The 19,369-nt window shown below is 50.9% G+C and carries 15 protein-coding genes and 1 tRNA gene; 12 read left to right on the top strand and 4 right to left on the bottom strand.

Annotated features, from left to right (window positions below):
* Window positions 1-3 precede the first annotated feature (3 nt).
* The 3 genes from ACYQ2L_RS15340 to ACYQ2L_RS15330 are packed head-to-tail and all read right to left on the bottom strand — an operon-like array spanning window position 4 to window position 3,129.
* Window positions 4-1,806, bottom strand: a complete 1,803-nt coding sequence (locus ACYQ2L_RS15340; RefSeq protein WP_460057535.1) for a FeoB small GTPase domain-containing protein — start codon at window positions 1,804-1,806, stop codon at window positions 4-6.
* Window positions 1,803-2,591 carry a FeoA domain-containing protein gene (locus tag ACYQ2L_RS15335; protein WP_460057533.1) on the bottom strand — a complete coding sequence of 263 codons (789 nt, stop codon included), beginning with the start codon at window positions 2,589-2,591 and terminating at the stop codon, window positions 1,803-1,805. Before ACYQ2L_RS15335 ends, ACYQ2L_RS15340 begins: the two co-directional genes overlap by 4 nt.
* On the bottom strand, window positions 2,578-3,129 hold the full coding sequence (locus ACYQ2L_RS15330) for an SAM-dependent methyltransferase (RefSeq protein WP_460057531.1): 552 nt from the start codon (window positions 3,127-3,129) through the stop codon (window positions 2,578-2,580). Before ACYQ2L_RS15330 ends, ACYQ2L_RS15335 begins: the two co-directional genes overlap by 14 nt.
* 199 nt (window positions 3,130-3,328) lie before the next feature.
* Here ACYQ2L_RS15330 and ACYQ2L_RS15325 point away from each other — a divergent pair, with 199 nt between their 5' ends.
* Window positions 3,329-4,186: a hypothetical protein gene (locus ACYQ2L_RS15325; RefSeq protein ID WP_460057529.1), complete on the top strand. Its 858-nt coding sequence runs from the start codon at window positions 3,329-3,331 to the stop codon at window positions 4,184-4,186.
* A gap of 85 nt (window positions 4,187-4,271) precedes the next feature.
* Here ACYQ2L_RS15325 and ACYQ2L_RS15320 read toward each other — a convergent pair whose 3' ends face one another.
* Window positions 4,272-6,587, bottom strand: a complete 2,316-nt coding sequence (locus tag ACYQ2L_RS15320) for a glycoside hydrolase family 9 protein (RefSeq protein ID WP_460057527.1) — start codon at window positions 6,585-6,587, stop codon at window positions 4,272-4,274.
* Window positions 6,588-6,767: 180 nt separating this feature from the next.
* Between ACYQ2L_RS15320 and ACYQ2L_RS15315 the strand changes: the two genes are divergently transcribed.
* From ACYQ2L_RS15315 to hsdR, 11 genes are all read left to right on the top strand, one after another.
* The gene (locus tag ACYQ2L_RS15315; RefSeq protein WP_460057525.1) at window positions 6,768-7,832 is read left to right on the top strand and encodes a hypothetical protein; all 1,065 of its coding nucleotides are present in this window, start codon (window positions 6,768-6,770) and stop codon (window positions 7,830-7,832) included.
* A 44-nt stretch (window positions 7,833-7,876) separates the two neighbouring features.
* Window positions 7,877-9,208, top strand: coding sequence for an electron transport complex subunit RsxC (rsxC, locus tag ACYQ2L_RS15310; protein WP_460057523.1), 1,332 nt, complete (start codon window positions 7,877-7,879; stop codon window positions 9,206-9,208).
* Window positions 9,209-9,231: 23 nt separating this feature from the next.
* Window positions 9,232-10,941, top strand: coding sequence for an RnfABCDGE type electron transport complex subunit D (locus tag ACYQ2L_RS15305; protein ID WP_460057521.1), 1,710 nt, complete (start codon window positions 9,232-9,234; stop codon window positions 10,939-10,941).
* 11 nt (window positions 10,942-10,952) lie between these two features.
* Window positions 10,953-11,540, top strand: a complete 588-nt coding sequence (locus tag ACYQ2L_RS15300) for a hypothetical protein (RefSeq protein ID WP_460057518.1) — start codon at window positions 10,953-10,955, stop codon at window positions 11,538-11,540.
* Window positions 11,533-12,072 carry an Rnf-Nqr domain containing protein gene (locus tag ACYQ2L_RS15295; RefSeq protein WP_460057516.1) on the top strand — a complete coding sequence of 180 codons (540 nt, stop codon included), beginning with the start codon at window positions 11,533-11,535 and terminating at the stop codon, window positions 12,070-12,072. The genes ACYQ2L_RS15300 and ACYQ2L_RS15295 overlap by 8 nt, the downstream gene beginning before the upstream one ends.
* Before the next feature lie 190 nt (window positions 12,073-12,262).
* Window positions 12,263-12,336 (top strand) — tRNA-Pro (locus tag ACYQ2L_RS15290).
* Window positions 12,337-12,467: 131 nt separating this feature from the next.
* Complete coding sequence (locus ACYQ2L_RS15285) at window positions 12,468-13,592, top strand: tyrosine-type recombinase/integrase (protein WP_460057513.1); 1,125 nt, start codon at window positions 12,468-12,470, stop codon at window positions 13,590-13,592.
* Between the two features lie 264 nt (window positions 13,593-13,856).
* Window positions 13,857-14,990, top strand: coding sequence for a hypothetical protein (locus tag ACYQ2L_RS15280; protein ID WP_460057510.1), 1,134 nt, complete (start codon window positions 13,857-13,859; stop codon window positions 14,988-14,990).
* A 115-nt stretch (window positions 14,991-15,105) separates the two neighbouring features.
* Window positions 15,106-15,387 carry a helix-turn-helix domain-containing protein gene (locus ACYQ2L_RS15275; RefSeq protein WP_460057508.1) on the top strand — a complete coding sequence of 94 codons (282 nt, stop codon included), beginning with the start codon at window positions 15,106-15,108 and terminating at the stop codon, window positions 15,385-15,387.
* Window positions 15,384-16,814, top strand: a complete 1,431-nt coding sequence (locus ACYQ2L_RS15270; RefSeq protein ID WP_460057505.1) for an AAA family ATPase — start codon at window positions 15,384-15,386, stop codon at window positions 16,812-16,814. Before ACYQ2L_RS15275 ends, ACYQ2L_RS15270 begins: the two co-directional genes overlap by 4 nt.
* 99 nt (window positions 16,815-16,913) lie before the next feature.
* Window positions 16,914-19,349, top strand: a complete 2,436-nt coding sequence (gene hsdR, locus ACYQ2L_RS15265) for an EcoAI/FtnUII family type I restriction enzme subunit R (RefSeq protein WP_460057502.1) — start codon at window positions 16,914-16,916, stop codon at window positions 19,347-19,349.
* Window positions 19,350-19,369: the final 20 nt, after the last annotated feature.

Below are 19,369 nucleotides of genomic sequence, written 5' to 3'. Positions count from 1 at the left end.
GCTTTACCAGAAGATTCCTCCAATATGCGCGGTCAGCCCTCCCAGAGCAAAGGCTATGGCTGTTGTCCCGACGAAAATAGCCATAGCAGTTTTAACTCCCAGTTCGCGTGCTGTGGTTACCACCATGGCAATACAGGGGATATACATAAGCGCGACCACTGAACCAGTCATGAGCTGTACCGTGCTCAGATCCATATCCAGTAGAGGCAGTACGGTCAGCTCACGCCGGATAATGCCCAGAAGCAGAGGCACAGATGCCTCGCTGGGAAGCTTGAGCAGCCCACTGACCAGCGGTTCCATGGCTCGGCCAATCCAGTGCAGAATGTGCAGCTCATAGAGTATAGCCGCACCTAGTATCGCCAGTGCCATTGGCGCAGCCCCGTCAGCAATATAGCCCCGGCAACGCATGAGAATTTTCTTGGCAAGGATTCCCCGGTTAGGTCGGAGCATAGGAGGAAGATCCAGCACGATAGGCGGTATGACCCCGGGAAGTATACGGTCGAGTACCAGACCCGCAGCTGCCATAATCATAAAACTGATTAAAAAGAGCAGCGGCAGCAGAATGAAATGCTGTTCGGCCAGAAGTGCGATAAAAGCCCCGGTCTGGGATACACAGGGAACAGCCAGGCAGACCAGCCAGGTAACTATCAGTCGCTGCTTCTGTGAGGGAAGGGCCCGGGATGCCATAATTGCTGGAATACCGCAGCCGTAACCTAGCAGCAGCGGAATGATACTGCTGCCGCCAATGCCGATGCGTCGGAACAGACCATCCAGAAGCACTGCCAGTCTGGGCAGGTAGCCTGAATCCTCAAGCAGCGCAAAGGCTGCATAGAAACTGATCACATAGGGAAATACCAGCGCAAAAGGCCATTCAATTCCTTTAATGAGCACCCCGTATTCACCGATCAGAATATTTTCCACTGCCATTGGTAGCGGAAGGGCCCCCACGCCTCCGGTGATCAAGGGAAAGAGGTATCCCCTGAGAATCGGCAGTAGCAGGAACCGCCGTATTCCCATACCTGCACCAATAACTATGGCGAACACGGTGGCCATTACCCCGAGGGCGACTGGAATCCCGGGAAACGGGGAGACAAGCTTTCTGTCCAGTTCACGGGCAGCGGCTGCTGCCGGTTGTAAACCTGAATTCTCGATATCAACTGTTAGAACACGCCTGCAGAGTTCCTCCGCCTCCGGCCATGGATCGTAATCAAACAGTTCATCCTCGTGACCGTGCATGAGAATCTGCTGGCACTCACCAGCCAGAACCCGTGCTGTTTCCTGTTTCAGGTGTTCAATACCGCTGCTGAGCAGGGCTGATACCGGAATACAGGGAACACCCTGCAGTGATTGCTGGAGCCGGCTGTAGTCAATCTGCTTGTCTTCCAGTAAATCAATCCGGTTAATTGCTGCAATCATGGGAATTCCGAATCGCCTGACCTGCAGCAGCAGGGCGATGCTGGCTTCGAGGTTCAGGGCATCCAGTACGAGTATGACTGCCTCAGGGCCGGACTCAAGCATACTGACGGCTACCTGTTCCGCCTGGTTCGCAGCCTTGAGACTGTAGACTCCCGGAACATCCTGCAGATGACAGGAGAAAGCCCCGAAAATGCTTGATCCGCTGGTGTATTCAACAGTAGTGCCGGCAAAGTTGGCAGCAGCCACATTCAGACCGGTCAGTCGCCCGAACAGCACACTTTTGCCGACATTCGGCATGCCCATAAGTAAAACCCTGGGTAGGTCTGAACCTGAAAAGAAATGACGGGGACCGCAGCTGTGGCAACGGTCACAATCCCGGGAAAATTTCACGCGATTTCTCTCCTTACCCGGATATGGGCTGCAAGCTGAGGGCAGATAGCAATCCGTCTGGACCCAATACACACAATACAGGGTCCATTGAAGGCTGCCTGGCCAAGGTAGGTCAGGGTTTTGCCCGGCCGAATAGATAGACTCGGGAGATCGCTGTGCTGTGGAACCGAGCAGCAGACAGCACTGTCTCCTTTCCGCAGTTCTGCCAGCGAAGTATCGCTGGTATTACTGATTATATGACTGTGGTTTCCCCAGAAATGCCTGATCGATTCAGCCTCCGGGAAATCTGACAGTGAGTAGGCCCAGCTCAGCCAGTTTGCTGGGGTCCTCCAGACAATAACCGCATCCGGATGCTGGCTGCGGACTTTCTGGATAATCTCGGAGGCCTGCGGTACATGCAGGGAAATCCAGACAGCATCATAGGAGCTGTAATTCTGGGTTTCTCCGGATGACAGGCAGAAATCAATATGCCTGGAACAGGGTTCGACTGCGCCGCTGCACCAGGAATTCATGAACTCCCTGGCCTTGCAGACAGCATTCGGGCAGCAGTCAACTGCGGTTACCCGGAAACCGGCCTCACTCAGGCCGGCCGCCGTAAAAGGCGCCGCGCCGGCACCAATGTGCAGGACATGAGCACCAGCCTGCAGTCCGCTGCGCGAGATCTCTCTGTCTATCATCCGGCGGTAGAACAGATTGTTGTACAGGCGCCTGCCTGCTCTTCCTGAGCACAAACTGCGCTCCATTTTCATTGGAATGCAGTAGAGTTTTTCCTTAAGACGCGACATGGACGTATGATCTCTTGAATGTCGGCATGTCATGCTCCACCCAGGGTGACAGTGCAACAATACCCGGTATGGAATCGTATTGCGTCTGGAAACGTTCCGCCGGAGAACGGAAAATAAAGCGTGTCCCAGCAGGACAGGTCCTACGCAGGTTCTCGAGAATTACTGATTTGGGACGAGCCTGAAGGGCAATGAACACAGCGCTGCAGCCTGAACCATCGATTTCAGTTCCATCGCAGTGCACAATACTGATTCTGTTCTCAAGGCCCAGTGAGGCAACAAGCTTCCGCGCGCGCTGTACCGCCGAAGCATCGTTATCAATTGCTACTATGTTGGTATCGCTGAGTTCAGCGAGGTAGATGGCGGTAAATGGAATGGAACCACATCCGATCTGAAGCAGGGTATCGCCCGGAGAAACATTAGCTGCTTCCAGTTCACGCGAAACGATATCACGATACTGCCCGGTATAGAATCTTATGGCCCAGGGAAACTGCACCAACAGTTTCTCGGCTGTCGCTATTAATGGTTGGATAAGTGACATTCAAGTAACCTCTCTCTCTCCGCTGTAAAGAAGATGGCTGTAATAGCAAATTAAGTTTGCCTAAACTAACTATGGGCACAGAATAGTCACTGACCGGCAGGTTGTCAAGCGCATAAGCTTATGAGTAAGACAGATATTCTGCATTATTCTGTTGTCATTTCAGTAGTGGAATTCGTACATTGTATTCAGGAGTTATTTCATGAAAAGATCTCACTTTTTGATCATTTTAGTTTTTATGGTTGGGACATTCGGAGTATTGCATGCCCAAATCCTGGATGTCAGTGCAACGGCCGAGTCGGGAGTTATCAGAACTCTATACCATACCATTCAGATTGGCGAGGGTGGCTATGAGTTCGACTATGTAGTAAACGGTGGACAGGAAATCCTGCTGCCTTATGCCCGCTATGAGCTTGAGCTTCTCGCCGGCGGACGCCATGAGGTCAGTTTTTTGTATCAGCCCTTGACTCTGCAGACCAGGACACGAGTGGATCGTAGCAATGGTATTCAGATCGATGATGTCCGCTTTGCAGATAACACTCCGCTCGATCTGCAGTATGGCTTTGATTTTTATCGAGGGACCTACCGCTATCGCTTGATTACAAACGAAAAATGGCAGCTTGCAGCCGGTCTTGCCCTGCAGATCCGGAATGCATCCATAGTGTTTGATGGATACCAGCGTAACAGTGAAGGTGAACCCGAAGATGCGAGGGTCATTACCCAGGATCTGGGACTGGTTCCGGTTTTGTCCTCTGCGCTTCGAAGAAGCTTCGATAATGGTGTGTTTTTTGAGGGAACAGTAGAAGGCTTCTATGCACCGGTACGCTACCTGAATCTGCGTGATGTAGATGTTATCGGTTGGCTTTACGACGCATCTCTACGTGTCGGTTTCACGCCCGATGAACGGGCTGATGTGTACGTAAGCCTACGGACTCTAGGTGGAGGTTCAGATGGTACTGCGAGAGAACGTGAACGATGGACTCAGAGTCGGCAGGAACCTCGTTATACCAGTAATAATCTGAATCTTGCTGTTCTGAGTATAGGCGCAAGACTGCGCTGAGTGCCGCTCCAATTTGTCCAGTTATAGAAACGGCCACCCTGTTCAGAAGCAGGGCGGCCGTTTTGCAGCAGTCGGAATATGATTATCAGTAAGCGCTTATCGGTCCCATTTCAACTCTGCCTGTTGCATGGCTGAGTGGAGAAATGGTAAAACCTCTGACTGGATCCCTGGAAAAATCCGGATCCGGTCGAACACCGGGGTGCTGATAATCACCTCGCACCCGAAGATCGCTGAAAGGAATCACCAGTTCATGCCAGTCCGATGTCTCCGGTGAATACAGAATCTGGTGAAGACCACGGTCGTAGTTTGAAAACTCAAAACGGTAGTTCTGTCCGGCCTCCGCACGAACCATGAAACGTACACCCTCGACGCTGGTCCAGTCCTGATTGCTGGTGAGGGTTGCTCCAAGCCAGCCATGTTCGAAGAGTTCATAATCAATCCGCAGGGCAGGGTTCCCTTCGGGATCACTGGCCACCTCAATACCGATTACAGAGGATCCGTCGGTAAAGGTGTCCCAGAGTTCTTCGAGCTGACTGTAGTCCGCAACATAATCCCCTGGCTGGATCAATAGAATTTCTTCCTCCTCGCCCTCATCTTCATCTCCTTCCGCAGTTGTTGGACGGTATCGTGCATAATCAAAAAAGTTGAAGAATGCCAGGGCATACACTGCCGGGGCTGTATAATCGATCGCGTACTCGTTTGTCGCCCAGGAATTCAGGGTATCGATGTAGGCCATGCCGGGAGCAACGTCCTGATCACGCAAAAGCTGGTCCAGAGTAGGATCGCCGCCGAAGATGTTCGGCCCGCCCACCAGGAGTCCGGGAACAGTAATGCCCGTGGCCTCCATAATCCGGTGATGCGGATGCTGCGGGTAGATGCTGCCGACACCCGTTATATAGCTGTACCCGGTCGGGCTGCGGCCCATAACATAGTTAAGTTGATCGAGTGCACCATGCAGATAATCATTCTTCGGCTCGAAGGTGTATGCCATCAGCAGCAGATTTCCCTTGGCAACCGCATTCTTGGCAGATGCCCATGTGTACTCATCCTCTGTCAGTGAAATTCTGAAACCATCGTTTGCAATTACTTCGAGAATCTCATCTGCCTTGCTGATAAAGTGCTGTTGAATGCGTTCCTGAACTGAGCTGTCGGCCCCATTGGGAGCAGTAGCATAGGCCCAGTAGCCGAATGCAATGCTGTTTGCCCATGACACAAAATCCAGATTGTTTTCTTCATAGAGATGTGAAAGCTCCGAAACAATATAATCACTATAGATTCGGTTGCCTGTTGTCCTAAGCATTTCGGCGGCTGCCCAGAAGCGTTCTTCAGCATCGCTGTGTTTTCCGTATGGACCTGAGCCGGAATCCTGATTCTCATCGAAGCGGAAAAACGGTTCGGGATTGGCCATGAGCCATTGAATTGCTGCTTCAGCAGCTGCAAGCAGCTGATCAGAATAGTTCAGATTGTAACGCCGGTAAATTCGGGCTGCCATTGCCATGGTTCCTGCAAACTGAGCAGTACCGAAGGTTGAAAGGCCGTATACATAACGGTCCTGTCTGTCATCTTCCGGAACAATCATGCCGGGCCAGGCTCTTCCCGATGTCTTGTGAAAGACAGCCCCGTCAGCACGCTGCATTCTGCGCATCCATTCCAGATTGAATCTTATTTCCTTGAGAAAGTCCGGCATCTCCTCATCCGGGGATTCAAATCCCGGAGGAAATGCCATCTGCCCCTTATAAAAGGCGTCCCGGTTGTTGTCGTAGGTAAGAAGCAGCTGTGCAGTGGTCACAGCTGCTGGTGGAATATAGCGTCCGAAATCTCCGGCATCGTACCAACCCCCGTGGACGTCGATTCTATCGCCTGCGTTCACCACATCGTCGCTGAAGTAGATAATCGCTTCCCGATCATTTAAATGTCCAGCATTGATTGACAAACCCGTGAGCGGATCTCGTATAGTAGTGCTCGCACGCTGCAGAGAATATGAGCGCAAGGTCTTGAGAAGCGGCGCATGAAAAATATTCTCATTGATATCGAAGGGCAGGCTGGCATAGCGTCCGTCAACAAGCAGAATGTATCTGCCGGGTTCCATGAAACTACTGAAATCTGCCTGCTGGACCATCTTCCCTGACATGGGGTCGGCAATCCGCTCACTCAACTCGCCTGAATAGACGCTGTTATTGTGTCGCAGATCGATTATCTCGAAACTGCTGCCGCCTGCACTGCTAACTGCAATCTTCGGCAGGATAGGGTGGTAGCCCTCCTGGTTTACAAAAACCTGCCGCCCAGGTATCGGTTGGATCTCCTGGATCTCCATACTGGCGCATCCTCCAATCATAGATATTACAAGTACGAATAGACCGATGAATGATGCGGCACTATAACGTTTTCTGGAACTGATCATACATATTCCTCCTGTTTGCTCGTGAAAATTGTCCTGAATTTGATTTTATGAGCGTTTTTTCCTGCTGTCAATGAAATAATTGGATAATCCAACTAATTAACCCGGTTAACCGATTAAAATTGACGGTATGAAAATACCTGTGTTAATCTGTAAACATTACTGAGTAGATTGGAGGCAGAAATGAGCGGCAGATTTAAGGCTATTCCATTCACGGGATTACTGATGATACTACTTTTTTCCGGTTGTGAACCGGAACGGGTTGTAATAAGCTCCGGAAGCGAAGGTTTCGAGGGCTACCATGTGGGCTATTCCTGGTCAGGAGAAGCTCGCGGAACAAGTCTGGAAGATGCCGGTGCATTTATAGAGACCATTCTCAGACTGGATGAAGACGGTGTAATACAACATGCCAGCATGCGCTACTGGCAGCAGGCCGATGGATTCTGGACAACGCGACAAAGCGGGAATGCTCTTGTTTCTGTTGATTTTTCCGTTGACCCCGGATCAGCCGGGCTCGGTTCGGAATATTCAGCTGCCGATTCCATGTTTTCCATTTCTGCCGTTAATATGATGTCGCTGTATTCTTCTGCTGTAGCTGGGGATGAAACCGTAGCGGTGACTATCGTTGAGCCATTAACCCGATATCGATTCGAGGTTAAACTTCCTCCGGGATTCGATTACACACGTCCGTTTTCTGACCTGAGCATAGGAAGCGATTACCTGAAACCCGTGGTGAGAACCGCTGGAGGAGCATTCCTGGCACCCGCGCAATGGTCTGAACTTGAAGGTGCGCATTTGTTTGATTTCCACGATTATTCCCATGTGCTGACAGATAGAGGACCCTTTGCCGGCATGAACGGCGATACCAGTATTGAAGCCTTTCTTGCAGCCACAGGAATAGAGTTTTCGAACGGTCGACCGGTACAGAAAACTGCAGGCTATGGCTACTTTGGCCTTGGGGGCTGGAGAGGCAATTACGATGCAATCGCCAGTGACCTCATCGGACGGAATGCCCGTGATCTCCGCTCGCTTGTCAACTGGGACATAGAGCTCTACCGCAATGGAATCAATGAGCAGAATCAGTTCGGGGTAGATGTGGTCAGCGGTGCAACCAGGACGGTGCAGAATTCGGTCGATGGCATATCCGGTGCTACGGTGCGTATGTCCCGTGAATCAACCAGTTATCAGAGAGCTCTGGTGGATGCAGGCATTCTTTCTGAGGATGAGGTGATTATCGGACGCTTCTAAGCCATTGCTGATTCAGCTTCGATCCCTGGAGGGATATTTACATCATGAATGAACGTGTAAAAAAATTTCCGATTGGTGGAACTCATCTGCCGGAAGAAAAGGGGATGACCACACATCTGCCAATCAGGATCATGCCTTATCCGGACAGGGTTCTCATTCCCCTGAAACAGCATCTTGGAGTTGCTGTCGATCCGGTGGTCAAGGCTGGTGACCGGGTTGTCCGCGGACAGGCCCTTGGAATTACAGCACTACGGTTGCATGCCCGGGTCCATTCCAGCGTCTGCGGTGTGGTGCAGGGTATAGAGGATGCACTCCTGCCGGACGGGACCGCTATTTCAGCTGTCAGTATCAAGGTTGATCATTCGGATACCAGCGAACAGAGGCTGGAGCCGCTGCAGCTCGATGATCTGGAGGGCGACGATTATCGCTCAGCTGTTGTGGCCCGTGTTGAAGAAGCCGGGGTTGTCGGGCTGGGAGGCGCCACATTTCCCACCCACATCAAGCTTGCCACGAAGGATAAAGTAGACACAGTTATTGTGAACGGTGCGGAATGCGAGCCTTATATTACAGTAGATGACCGGATAATGCAGGAACAGGCCGACAAGGTATTCCGTGGACTTGAAATCGTCAGAAGGACAGTTGGCGCCGAGCGGGGATTTGTGGCATGCGAAATCAATAAACCGGAAGCCCTGGCCAGTTTGCGTGAAACAGCAAAAAAATACCCTGCACTCGAGGTACAGGCACTGGATACCCGCTACCCCCATGGAGCCGAAAAACATCTGATCAAGGCTGTGCTGAATCGTGAGGTTCCATTGCGGGCATTGCCCTCTACGGTAGGAGTCCTGGTAAACAATGTGCAGACCGTGTGTGCCGTAGCGGATGCAATAGATACCGGAAAGGTTCTCGTCGACCGCATCGTTACCGTCAGCGGCTATGGGATCAATAACCCCGGAAATCTTGTTATCCCCCTGGGAACTGCAATCTCGGATGTAATCGAGGATTGTGGAGGCATGGCTATAGCTGAACCCGCAGTGATTGTGGGCGGTCCTATGACCGGAATGAGAATCGATAATTTTTCGATACCTGTTACGAAAGCAACCAGCGGGATTGTGCTACTGACAGAAAATGAATATGCCGGAAGTATTCACATGGCCTGCATTCGCTGCGGGAAATGTGTTGAGGTCTGCCCCATGTATCTTCCACCCAACAGGATAACTGCCTTTGTGAATAATGATATGACCGAGGAAGCTATTGCTGCAGGAGTGGATGCCTGTATTCTCTGTGGGGCATGTCAGTTCGTGTGTCCGTCAAAACGTCCCCTGTTGGAATGGCTGCGACGGGGTAAGGCCCTGGCAGCAGAATCCCGGAAGGTCTGAGGAAATGAACGAGGAGAATTATTATGATTCCAAAGCTTAGAACCGCAGGGCCTCACATCGAGAGCAGGGATTCTGTACGCCGCAGCATGTGGGAGGTCACTGTTGCCTTGTTGCCGCTGGTCTTTGCTGCAACATTGTTTTTTGGTCCCTATTCATTGTACCTGATCTTTGCCTCTGCGATTGCAGCTGCTGTACTGGAGCGGCCCTTTGCTCCCGGCGGTTTTTCCCTGAATGAACCCCTGGGAGACGGCAGCGCATTCCTGGCCGGTATGCTTTTCGGACTCACACTGGCACCAGGATCTCCCTGGTGGATTCCGTTTTTCGGTGCCGTTATTATCGTTTTCGTTGCCAAACAAGCCTTTGGAGGCATTGGAAACAACATATTCAATCCGGCCCTGGTTGCACGTGCCCTGCTGCTTTTATCCTACCCTGGATTATCGACCGGCTGGCGCAGTCCCCTGAATTACGATGCCGTCGCATCCGCGACTCCGCTGGAAACCATGTCGGAATCGTATATCGATCTTTTTCTGGGAAATGTTCCGGGCAGTATAGGTGAGGTCTCTGTTCTCGCCCTGCTGATCGGGGCAGTTTATCTCTTCGCCCGGGGCTACGTCGGCTGGCGGATCTCCGTTGGTTATCTCGGAGCGGCAATGCTGACAGCCCTGCTGCTTGGAATCGACCCCCTGTACACCATTCTTTCCGGGAGCATAATGTTCGCCGCTTTGTTTATGTCTACAGACATGGTGACCTCTCCGGTCGGACGCAGTGCACGGAGCCTGTACGGAATCGGCTGTGGGGTACTGACTGTGCTGTTGCGTGAATACACTATGTATCCCGAAGGTACAACCTTTGCAATATTGTTCATGAACGGAGTAACCCCTTTGATTGATACCACGCTCGTGGACACCTTTTTCGGAGAGGTGAAAAAGCGTCGCCGCCGGATTGCTGCCCTGGCCGCAGCAGCAGTGATACTGCTTATCGGCCTTGCGGCAGGAAGCAGCCGCCAGTCCATCGGGGAGTTTGCAGATGACTGGTATGTTAATTCTACCGTCCGTCATGACATGCGTCTCTTTTTTCCGGAGGCACGGCACGCCCATCGATATGAGAGCAGTAGAGAAGGTGTACAGGTAGAGCAGATATACCTACAGACCGAAGCCCTGGGCTATCTCGTATACAGCTCGGCCCCCGGCTATCGAACCGATGTCTCTCTGGTCACTGCCCTGGATATGGATGAGCGCGTAATCGGTATGCGGATCATCGATCATCATGAAAGTGCCACTCTCGGTGCTCTGATCCGCAGGCCATCGTTTCTTAATCAGTTCCTGAGACGAAGTACAGCCAATCCCGATATTGTAGTTGAAGAGCTGCATGCTATCTCCGGAGCAACCGTGTCCTCACGGGCAGCAGCCGAAGCAGTCCGCGAGGCGCTATCCTTCAGGATAGCCGATGAACCAGACCGCCCACGGCTTGATCTGGCAGAGGATGGAAGCTTCAGAGGTTCCGGGCAGGGTTATGGCGGACGAATCGAGATCGAGGCGCGTGTCAGCGGAGGAAAGCTGGAAGCCATTGAAGTGCTGTCACATTCAGAAACCTCCGGCATTGGTGAACCCGTTCTGGGAAGAATCGCCGATGCCGTGATCAGTCAGCAGAGTCTGCAGGTCGACGCGGTATCCGGCGCAACCGGCTCAAGCCGGGGAATAATTGCAGCAATCCGCGACGCACTCGGACAGTGAGGAGATATAACATGGACGCTGAACATCAACTGGAAAAAGCAGTATTACTTGGTTTGATCACCCTGGCGGGCAGCAGCAGCACCGCCATATCGGCAATCGCTGGCATTGTCGTGAGCGCAGCAGCAGCCCTGGTAGTCTGTCTGCTGTCTCTTCTTCTGAAGCTTGTGGATCGCGATTCAAAGTGGCTGCGCTGGTCCTTATTGCTGTCAGCCGGATTTGGAACATCCTGGTTACTTGCCGGCATTATACCCTATCTGCTGCCGCTTCCATCTGGCACACTCATATTCCTTCAGATAGCCGGGGTATCACCTATCGTGTTCTACGGGGTCGCCGGTAAGGTCTCCGCCCTGGAATCAGCAGGGGTATGGGCGTATTTCGGAGCAGCCATGATAATCGCAGGGATTTTCAGGGAACTCCTGGGCCGCGGAACACTGTTCGGATATCTGCCGGGAGGCAGTTACACCATACCTGCTGATTTTATGGCAGGACCCATTGGTGCATTCCTGACAGCCGGAACCATGGTTCTCGCAGCACGAATAGTCGCTTTGCTGAAGGCACAGCGAAGCTCGATCAGGAAGGGGAGTGAAGAACATGAATGAATCCGTGAAAGTATTTCTTGATTCAATGCTTATTGAAAATCCAGTCTTTATGGGGCTGTTCGGAGCACTCGCCGCGCTGGTACTGCCCCGAACAGCACGCACATCCTATGCGCCAGCACTCCGCTTCGGTATCGCCCTGTTCTTCAGTGCCCTGGCTGCATCCGCCGTTTCAGCGATTGCAGCTCAGTGGATTCAGCCGATCGTACACCTTGCCGTCAGTATCGTGATCATAGCAGCCCTCTTGAAATCCGGGGATCTGTCAGGAGAATGGCTGGGAATGCCCAAGGCCGTCCTCGCCGCCGCCCCCATCTTTGGCATACAGTTACTGATTGCCCAACACAGCAACCCCGCCACCGTCACTGCCGCCGCAGCCGGCAGCGCCGCAGGATTCGCCGGGGCATACATACTGCTCGGAGCAATCCGCGAAAGCGTAATGATCGCCGAAAGCCGGAAAATCTTCAAAACGAACCCCGTCATGCTCTTCAGCATGGCAATGTTCGCCCTCGTAATGTCCGGATTCCTTTTCTGGTAAAGCCCGCTCCCGAACTCCGCTTCACCGCATAACAGCCCTGACTTCCAGCGCGAATTCAGGGCAAAACCCCCGTTACACCCAAGCAGCAAACCTGCATTCCCACCCTGATTTTACCCCTCCCGGCATTGACAGCAGCACCCCCCTCATGGTAGATTCCTCACCTGCAGGAACTGCACAGCATTTCCCGCAACGGGCTGTAGCGCAGGGGTTTAGCGTACAAGTCTGGGGGACTTGGGGTCGGCGGTTCGAATCCGCCCAGCCCGACTGTTTTAAAGTCTTACTCCATAAGGAGTAAGACTTTTTTTATGCATCGGCGATATAATTTTCAATTAGGTCTGAGATTTTTCCTGAGATTTTTATTACACTTACTGTATTAAATAAGGGGAAATTCAGGTATGAGCAGACAGCCGTTTTCACTGCAGAAGCGCACAACCAAAAAGGGTCACGTCTATTACGTCCAGTTCTGGCTGGAGGATGACGAACGCTACACCACAGCCAAAAGTACCGGACAGAGCAATAAAACTGCAGCTACCCGCTGGGCAATCGAGTTTCTCAATAGCGGTGGTCTGGTTACCAAAAAGAACATAACCCTGGCAGAATTCTGTCGTGGATTTTTCCATGAGGATGGAGAGTATGCTCGCTATGAACGCTCTCGCGGCAAAGGCATCGGCACTACACATTTGAATAACCAGGTCGCCCACCTGAACAATCACATAGTACCAGCCCTGGGCAGCAAGAAGCTGAAATCGATTAAGCGTGGTGTGATTGAGAAGTTTCGCGATACACTGATGCAGAAAGGACTATCACCATCCACCGTGAATCATATCCTGTTGGCACTGGGAATCGTGCTGAAATGGGCCGAGCACCGGGAGTACATATTCAAGGCTCCACACATAGACAAGGTATATGGTGAAAAAAAGTCAAAAACTATACTCACCTCGTTGCAGGTTAAACAGCTTTTTTCCCTGCCGGATTGGCCGGAGGATCATTTGGTAATCAATATGCTGGCCTATGCAACCGGCATGCGTCTGGGCGAAATCCGTGCGCTGATGCGCCGCTATGTGCACATTAATCCTGACCGTTCATATATAGAAGTAGCACACAGCTGGGATCGCACCACTGGACTGAAGACAACCAAAAGCGGCAAGTCACGTATTGTACCCCTGCCTTCAAAAGCCTCTGTCCGGCTACTGTCACTTATGCAGAAGTCGGCCAATACCGCACCAGATGCACTGGTGTTTCCCGGTCGAATTCCCGGCCAGCCGCTGGATCAAAAAGCTGTACAAAAGATCCTCTACAAGCAGCTGCAGAAAATCGGTATTCCCGAGGACGTACGGAAAGAACGGTCTATTACCTTTCACTCAGCCCGTCACTTCTTTAACAGCCAGCTTGTAAATGCCAATATCCCCATGCTCAAGGTGCAGGCTCTAACCGGCCATCAATCCGACCAGATGACCGAAGCCTACTACCATTTGGATGATCTGCAGGATGTAGCGGCTATTGCGGATGGGTTGCTTTAACAAAAAGTGTGGAAAGTGTCTGTCTGTCATTATTATATATAGAAATCTGACAGACAGACATTTACCTTTACACAGAATACAATTTAGACGAACTAAAAACCTCTGATGTGCTTGATAGTTTGTGTCTAAGTTGTGTCTATATGGTATATTTGAGGATCTGTAGAAGATGCAAAACCTGTAACCCATTCAGAATGGATGGAACGGTATAAGAAAACTTATTTTTGTTATGAAAAAACTGGAGGATTTGCAAAGAGGTAGGTTAGGATGATTGGTAACGACATTGTTGAACATACTATCCGTTTAATAGGGTTCAGCGCACTTCCTGTGTTTGCTATTTTGGTGTATATAGACAGCTTGGGCGGACGTTTAGTGTCCAAACGAGAATTGAGATTGCTGCTTTATTTAGTTGGGAGTGTTTACTTAGGTGGCGCAATACTATGGGTGCTAAACAGTAAAGGTTTAGTGTCTGCAGAGACGCTTCCTGGCTATCTTATGGCTTACTTAATAGTAAATGCCGTAATGGGGTTTGTAATTCTCCGAAAAATGAAGGGCCCCGCATTTAATAAAATTGAAAAATACTCTTCAGCTGCAGGGATGGAGGTTAGAAACTATCACGAAACGCTAGTTAGACCAGGTTGGTATCAGTCTTTTGGGTTTACGACTTTTTCAGGTGCTGTCTATGGTACCGATTATGCAGAAGCATATCATGCTTTTCGAAATCGGTATTTTGCGCAAAACGTTTGTCCAAAGGCACAAAAGGATTTAGATGATGGTTTCTGGCTCAGCAACTTTAATTATCTGATTCGTCTTCTGTTTGATGGGAAATCTAATAGTGAAGATCCTGTTAAACAAGCACAAGAACATTATGATCAGCTGGAAAATTTGGCAATCACAATTCTCTCGGATGACAAGATTAGACGTTCAAAACGTCATTTGGTTTTGTTAGAACAAATTAATACTTATCTGCCGGGCGAAAGACAGGTTTCTGAGGAGTATAAAATGAATCCCCAGTTGCTATCTGGTGATGAAGTGGAGTTGTTGTGGAAATCTTTTGAGTACCATTTGGAAGATGGTACACCAGCTGAAGAAAGGAATATAAACTGCATGTCCAGATTTTTCCGAGAGTATCTCCCGAATAGCGGTCATATTCTTTACCATCGTACGCATATTGAAATACCTCGCAATTCCAAAGTTTCCATGAAAAATTTTGTTATTGCAAAGCGATTGTATCTTCGTCCAGCAGTGGCAAACAGATTTCTCCCATATGGAACAGCGACGCCTGAAAAAATAAGACAGTTATTTAAGCGCAAACACGCGCAGGAGACAGTAGACCTGATTGAAGCGTATAACGACTACAAACGGGAAATTATAGGCGAATCCGGTAAAAAATTGGAATGAATTGCTAAAATCTGCTAAGTGTTGCGAAAAAATCGCTGAAGTCAATCTAGCTAAATCACGCTAAATTGAGCTCAACGTCAGCCGGCTGGCGAATTCTTTTTTGAAGGAGTTCGCTATGACGAACGAAAGGACAAGAGCTCAAGGAGAGTCGCATATTGAGCAGCACTACTTCAGTGTAGAAGAGGCAGCAGAATACTTGCGCTTAAGCAAGTACACGGTTTACAAGCTGAGTTCTCAGAAAATTATCCCCCAATACAAAATCGGGCGGAGGGTTTTATTTGCGAAAGCAGATTTAGAGAAGTATCTGCAGCAGAACAAGGTGCCCTCTGTAACTGAAACTGCTCGGCAAAAAGCGGCAGCTGATCGTATTCGAAAAACTGAAGGGGGCACGAAATGAGTGCTTCTGAAATTCTCATGTTTGAGTGTGAGCAGGTTTGTCTGGGTACACTGCTGGTGGAAGGTAAAGCGGGACTATTATCACTGCAATCAGATGAGTTTCTTGATAGAAAACACAGATTAATTTCTGCGGCGATCCTTGAGCTCACTCACGAGGGAGCCCCGATTTCCATTTTATCAGTGGCAGAAAGACTGCAGGTGAGAGGCGAGCTCAGCGATGCTGGTGGGCGTGCGTATCTGGCGTATCTGACAGATAATGCGCATCCGTTGAGTACTTACGCGTATTATGAGTCGAAAGTGCGTGACTTCGCGCAAGCTCGCAAGGTGTATGAGAACTTAACCGATTCTACAGCGCAGCTTGATAGAGGAAGTGATGTGCAGATCGTTCTTGATGGGTTATTTGAGAGGCTGAATGAGCTGCAATATCGAGATTCGAATTCGATAGTTTACTTGGATGAAATTATGCTTGAAAAACCTGATTGGTTAATTGAAGAGATACTAACCCGGGATTCTATCGCAGTGCTCTACGCACCGCCGAAAGCTTACAAGACATTTATTGCTGTAAGTATGGCATATTGTGTTGCTGCCGGAGTGGATTTCATGGGGCATAAAGTAAACCTTGGCAGGGTACTCTATCTGGCTGCTGAGGGGCGAAGGGCGTTCCTGACCCGAGTGCATGGATGTAGTGTATTTCATGAAAAGGAATTGCCGCCGCGCAGTTTTGCTCTCTCAGAGCCGATCGGGATTGGCAGTCCTAGCGCAGTTCATAAACTCATTACTCAATCTCGAGCTCAGGGAATGATGCCAGACTTAATTGTCATCGATACTTTGAATAAAAATTTCGGAACTGGTGGAAAAGAGAATTCTGCAGACGACATGGCTGCGTTCTTTGCTGGCTGTGAGCGATTAAAAAGAGAGTTTCACTGTGCAGTATTGGTACTGCATCATACTGGGAGGGGTGATCTCGACAGAGTGCGCGGGAGTTCTGCAATTGAAGCGAGTGTGGATTTCTCGTACAAAGTCGAAAAAAGCAGTGATGAATCATCCGGACGCATTATCCCCAAATTGTCGCGCGATTTCAGTTTAGGCGATGTACTTGCATTTGATGTACAGCAGTTTAGCTTTAGCCGGCATGGACATGAAGATTCATTTTCTACACTTGTTCTCACGAAAGGGAGCGAGAAGAATGAAGCTGAATTTGGGCCGGTTTTACGGACAGATAACGACAAGCTCGCACACGGGCAGCTTCTGGAACTTGCTGGTGAAGCGATGGAATGTCCACTTCAGACGTGGCGTGACAGGATGGTCGTAGATCTAAACTTTGATCGCCGAGTTTTTTCAGCAATAAAAAAGCGGTTTCTGGATAAGGGAATCATCTTCATTTCATCTGACGAATCAGGGGGGGATATCGTAAGCATCGTGAACTGATCATTGTACCTGTCTGTCTGTCTTTTTTCCTAATACAAAAAGACAGACAGACACTTCGATCCTTTACTTCTCCCCACCGTTGTAATAGAATCCATATAAATGGCACAAATGGATACAGCAGATAAAAGACATCTAAGTGAGCGGGATATTTGCACCAAGTTTATTACTCCGGCGGTTCAGCGGGCGGGGTGGGATATCGAGACGCAGGTGCGCGAAGAGGTGTCGTTTACGGCCGGGCGGATTATTGTGCGGGGTCGGCTGCATACGCGCGGGAAGCGGCGTCGGGCGGATTATGTGCTGAGCAATCGTAAGAATCAGCCGCTGGCGATTATCGAGGCCAAGGATAACAAGCACAGTATTGGCGATGGAATGCAGCAGGCTTTGTCGTACAGCGATGCGCTGGATGTGCCGTTTGTGTTCAGCTCCAATGGTGATGGCTTTCTGTTTCATGACCGGACAGGACTTACCGGCCAGACCGAGCGGGAGCTGTCGCTGAACGAGTTTCCGTCACCGGAATACTTGTGGAATTTGTACTGCCGGCACAAGGGGCTGCATAACGAGGCCAAGCAGGCTGTGGAGCAGCCCTATTTTGATGACGGCAGCGGGCGCAGTCCGCGTTACTACCAGACAGTGGCGATTAACCGCACGATCGAGGCGGTTGCCCGTGGGCAGAATCGGGTGCTGCTGGTTATGGCTACTGGAACCGGCAAGACCTATACCGCGTTTCAGATTATCTGGCGCTTGTGGAAAGCCAAACAGAAGAAGCGGATCCTGTTTCTTGCCGACCGGAACATCCTGGTTGATCAGACCAAGAACAACGACTTCAAGCCTTTCGGTCAGGCGATGACCAAGGTGACTAATCGCACGGTGGATCCATCCTACGAAATCTACCTCTCACTGTATCAAGCCGTGACTGGCAGTGAGGAAGAGCAGAATATCTACAAGCTGTTTTCACCGGACTTTTTTGATTTGATTGTGATCGATGAGTGTCACCGGGGCAGCGCTGCGGTGGACTCTGCCTGGCGGGCGATCCTGGAGTACTTTACTACGGCTACCCACATCGGACTGACGGCTACACCCAAGGAGACGCGCGAGGTATCCAACATCGATTACTTCGGCGAGCCGGTGTACACCTATTCGCTCAAGAAAGGGATTGAGGATGGATTTCTGGCACCCTACAAAGTGATCCGGGTTGATCTGGATCGGGATCTGCAGGGCTGGCGGCCGAGCAAGGGACAGACCGATAAATACGGGGAGCTCATCGAAGACCGTATCTACAATCAGAAGGATTTTGACCGGACAATGATTCTGGAGCAGCGTACCATGGCCGTAGCTGCCAAGGTGACCGAGCTGCTGGAGCGTACCGATCCATTTCAGAAGACGATTGTGTTCTGCGAGGATATTGATCATGCCGAGCGGATGCGCCAGGCGCTGGTGAATCTGAACCCGCTGCGGGTGGCTGAGAACCGCAAGTATGTCATGCGGATTACCGGTGATGAGCAGGAGGGCAAGGCGGAGCTTGATAACTTCATTAACCCCGAGGAACGCTACCCGGTCATTGCTACCACCAGTAAACTGATGACCACCGGGGTGGATGCCCAGACCTGCAAATTGATTGTGCTGGATCAGCGGATTCAATCCATGACCGAGTTCAAGCAGATTATCGGGCGTGGTACCCGGATCAACGATGATTATAACAAGCACTGGTTTACCATAATCGATTTCAAGAAGGCCACCGAGCTGTTTGCCGATCCGGCCTTTGACGGCGACCCGGTGCAGGTGTACGAGCCCGATCTGATTGATGTCTGTGTTCCGGAGGATGAAACAGCGGACGGGGCAGATGACCTGCCGACAGGCGAGGATGCGGTAGGGCCCAATGGAGAGGAGCTTGAACCCGACAGCGAATGGGTCAGTGATGACCATGGCCCGGATCAAGAGGAAACAGGCAGCGGCCGTACACGCTATGTGGTGGATGATGTTGTGGTGCAGGTGGTTGCCGAGCGGGTGCAGTATCTGGATGCCGAGGGCAAGCTGATTACCGAGAGCCTGCGCGACTATACCCGCAAGAAGGTCCAGGAGCAGTATGCCTCACTGCATGACTTTCTCAACGGCTGGAATTCCGCCACCCGCAAGCAGACGATAATTGATGAGCTGGCCGAGAACGGGATCTTCTGGGAGGATCTGATTCGTGATGTCGGCAGGAAGCTGGGCGATGAGCCGGACCCCTTCGATGTGATCTGCCATATTGTCTACGATCAGCCGCCGCTGACCCGCAAGGAGCGCGCCGAGAACGTGCGTAAACAGAACTACTTCAGCAAGTATCAGGGAGCCAGCCGCGAGGTGCTGGCTGCTCTGTTGGATAAATATGTCGATGCCGGTATTGAACCGATTGAGGATGTAAAGGTGTTGACCCTGGATCCATTCTCGCAACTGGGATCGCCGATCGAGCTGGTGAATGCATTCGGCGGCAAACCCGGCTATACTGAGGCGGTCCAGGAACTGGAGACGGCGCTGTATCAGCCGCAGGTCTCGTAATTACTCGCAGTACACCCCCG

It is taken from the genome of Spirochaeta dissipatitropha (assembly GCF_054657935.1).
The sequence above is the reverse complement of the archived record's forward strand: the minus strand, read 5'-3'. Positions and strand labels throughout refer to the sequence as shown.